Annotated in this window: 3 protein-coding genes; 2 read left to right on the forward strand and 1 reads right to left on the reverse strand. The window is 62.9% G+C overall.

Annotated features, from left to right (window positions below; translation table 11 throughout):
• Positions 1–17: 17 nt before the first annotated feature.
• Both WA702_RS11120 and WA702_RS11125 read left to right on the forward strand, forming a co-directional pair.
• A complete protein-coding gene (locus WA702_RS11120; RefSeq protein WP_425110570.1) occupies positions 18–1,292 on the forward strand; it encodes a YeaH/YhbH family protein in 1,275 nt (424 codons plus the stop codon).
• Positions 1,289–2,827, forward strand: coding sequence for a SpoVR family protein (locus WA702_RS11125; protein ID WP_425110568.1), 1,539 nt, complete (start codon positions 1,289–1,291; stop codon positions 2,825–2,827). The genes WA702_RS11120 and WA702_RS11125 overlap by 4 nt, the downstream gene beginning before the upstream one ends.
• 83 nt (positions 2,828–2,910) lie before the next feature.
• On the opposite strand, the gene WA702_RS11130 is transcribed toward WA702_RS11125, so the two are convergent.
• Positions 2,911–3,146: hypothetical protein (locus WA702_RS11130; RefSeq protein WP_425110569.1), on the reverse strand; the 236-nt coding region annotated here is incomplete at its 5' end.

The raw sequence follows: 3,146 nt of genomic DNA on the forward strand, positions 1-3,146 counted from the left end.
AGCGAGGCGTATCGAAGATGCACATCATTGATCGGCGCCTGAATCCGGGCGGTAAAAGTCTGGAGAATCGTCAGCGGTTTTTGCGCAGGGCCAAGGCGCTGGTTCAGGGCGCGGTCAAGAAGACGTCGCAGGATCGCGACATTAAGGACGTACTGGAGGGCGGGGAAGTCACGATCCCGCTTGACGGCATGGACGAGCCGCGGTTTCGGCGTGAGGGCGGCACCCGCGACATGGTGCTGCCCGGCAACAAGAAGTTCGTCGAAGGTGACATTCTGCCGCGCTCCGATGGCGGCGGCGGCCGCCGGTCTCAGCCGGGGCAGGGCGACAGCGAGGACGCCTTCCGCTTCGTGCTGACCAAGGAAGAGTTCGTCGATCTGTTCCTCGACGATCTCGAGCTGCCCGATCTCGCCAAGCGCAAGTTTGCCGAGGCCGAAAGCGAGGGGCTGCAGCGGGCGGGCTACTCCACCTCGGGTTCGCCGGCCAACATCTCGATCAGCCGCACGGTGACCAAGGCGCTGGCGCGCCGCGTAGCGCTGCGGCGGCCGCGGCCTGAGGCCATCGCCGCGCTCGAAGCCGAATTGTTGGAGGAGGAGGATGAGGACCGTCGCGCCGAGCTGATCGCAGAGATCGAGGCGCTGAAGGCCAAGGCGAAGCGGATTCCGTTCATCGATCCGATCGACATCCGCTATCGCCGCTTCGAGACGGTGCCCAAGCCGGTCGCGCAGGCCGTCATGTTCTGCTTGATGGACGTTTCCGGCTCGATGTCGGAGCACATGAAGGATCTCGCCAAGCGGTTCTACATGCTGCTCTACGTGTTCCTGACCCGGCGCTATCGCCATGTCGAGATCGTCTTCATCCGCCATACCGACCGCGCCGAGGAGGTCGATGAGCAGACCTTCTTCTACGGCCCGGCCTCCGGCGGCACGCTGGTTTCCAGCGCCTTGCAATGCATGCACGAGGTGGTTCAGTCCCGCTTCCGCCCGTCGGACTGGAATATCTATGCGGCCCAGGCCTCCGACGGCGACAATGCGACCTCCGACTCCGAGGCAGTCGCGCGCATCCTCACCAGCAACATCCTGCCGGTGTCGCAGTTCTTCGCCTATCTCGAGGTTGGTGAATCCGGCGGCTACTCGTTCGAAATGCCTGATTCCGCGCTGTGGTCGCTCTACGAGAAGCTGCGCGCCGGCGGCGAGCCATTGTCGATGCGCAAGGTGCGCGACCGCAGCGAGATCTTTCCAGTCTTCCACGACCTGTTCCAGCGTCGCGGACCACAGGAGAAAGTCGCCTCATGACCGAGCTGCTCTTCGAAGGCGCCGACTGGAATTTCTCGACCTTGCAGCGGATCCACGATACCTGCGAGACGGTCGCGCAGCGCGAGCTCGGGCTCGACACCTACCCCAACCAGATCGAGGTGATCACCGCCGAGCAGATGCTGGACGCCTATTCGTCGGTTGGCATGCCCCTGTTCTACAAGCACTGGTCGTTCGGCAAGCACTTCGCATTCCATGAGGCGTCCTATCGCAAGGGCCTGATGGGCCTCGCCTATGAAATCGTGATCAACTCCTCGCCCTGCATCTCCTACCTGATGGAGGAGAACACGGCGACGATGCAGACGCTGGTGATCGCGCACGCGGCGTTCGGCCACAATCACTTCTTCAAGAACAATTATCTGTTCAAGCAGTGGACCGACGCCGACGGCATCCTCGACTATCTGGAATTCGCGCGCGGCTATGTCTCGCATTGCGAGGAGCGGCATGGCCGTGTCGCGGTGGAGCAGACGCTGGATGCCGCGCATGCCCTGATGTCACATGGCGTCGACCGCTACCCCGGCAAGAAGAAGCTCGACTTCCGCGAGGAGGAGAAGCGCGCCGGCAAGCGCCGCCTCTACGAGGAGTCTGCTTTCAACGATCTCTGGCGCACGGTCCCGTCAGGCCCGGCCAAGACCCGTGCCACGCTTTCCGTCGAGCGGCGCCGTGCGCTGCTCGGACTGCCGCAGGAGAATCTGCTCTATTTTCTGGAGAAGAGCGCGCCGCGGCTGGCCCCCTGGCAGCGCGAGCTGCTGCGCATCGTGCGCCACATCGCGCAATATTTCTATCCGCAGGGCCAGACCAAGGTGATGAATGAGGGCACGGCGACCTACGTTCACTATGAGATCATGAACCGGCTGCATCGGCAGGGCCGGATCACGGACGGCAACTTCCTCGAATTCCTGCAGTCGCACACCAATGTCGTGTTCCAGCCGGATTTCGACGATCCGCGCTTCTCCGGCTTCAATCCGTATGCGCTCGGCTTTGCGATGATGCAGGATATCGAGCGCATCGTGACGCAGCCCTCCGAGGAAGATCGGGAATGGTTTCCCGATATCGCCGGTCGCAACGACGTCATGGGCGTGCTGCGTGACGTCTGGGCCAATTATCGCGACGAGAGCTTCGTCAGCCAGTTCCTCAGCCCGCATCTGATGCGCCAGCTTAGGCTGTTTCACCTGCATGACAACCCTTCGGACCGGGCCGGCATTCTGGTCGATGCGATCCATGACGAGCGTGGCTACCGGCGCATTCGCCGCGAGCTGTCCCGGCAATATGACGTCGGCTACATCGATCCGAACATCGAGGTGATCGACGTCGATCTCGCCGGCGATCGCCGCCTGATGCTGCGCCATACCGTGGTGAAGGGCGCCCAGCTCAACGAGAGCGACGCCAAGCGGGTGCTGCAGCATCTGGCCGATCTCTGGACCTACGACGTGTCGCTGGTCGAGATCGACGCGGCGACCGACAAGGTGATGAAGGAGTACGTGATCAATCCGCGGATACAACCGGCGGCCGCCTGACGCGGCCGCCGTTCGAGCGTGAGCCGCGCTTTCGTGCCGACCATGTTGTCCGCGCGATCTTGACTTCGGCAGGCGAAGTCAACCTAAATCCCGTCGCAGATGTCCGGCAGATTGTCGGGCATTGATCGTTTGAGCCGGGGCAGCGCGTTGTGACAGAAGGGCTTAGCGGCATATCGCTGCCGCCGGCGCGTGACCGCTTCATTCCATTGCGGAAGTCGGACCTGCTCGACGGGCTGATCGCCCACTTTGCGATCGATGACGGCGCGGCAAGCGAATTGCGACAGCTTGCTGCGACGCTGGGCGCCATCCTGCATCAGCA

It is taken from the genome of Bradyrhizobium sp. (genome assembly GCF_049798375.1).
Classification (GTDB): Bacteria; Pseudomonadota; Alphaproteobacteria; order Rhizobiales; family Xanthobacteraceae; genus Bradyrhizobium.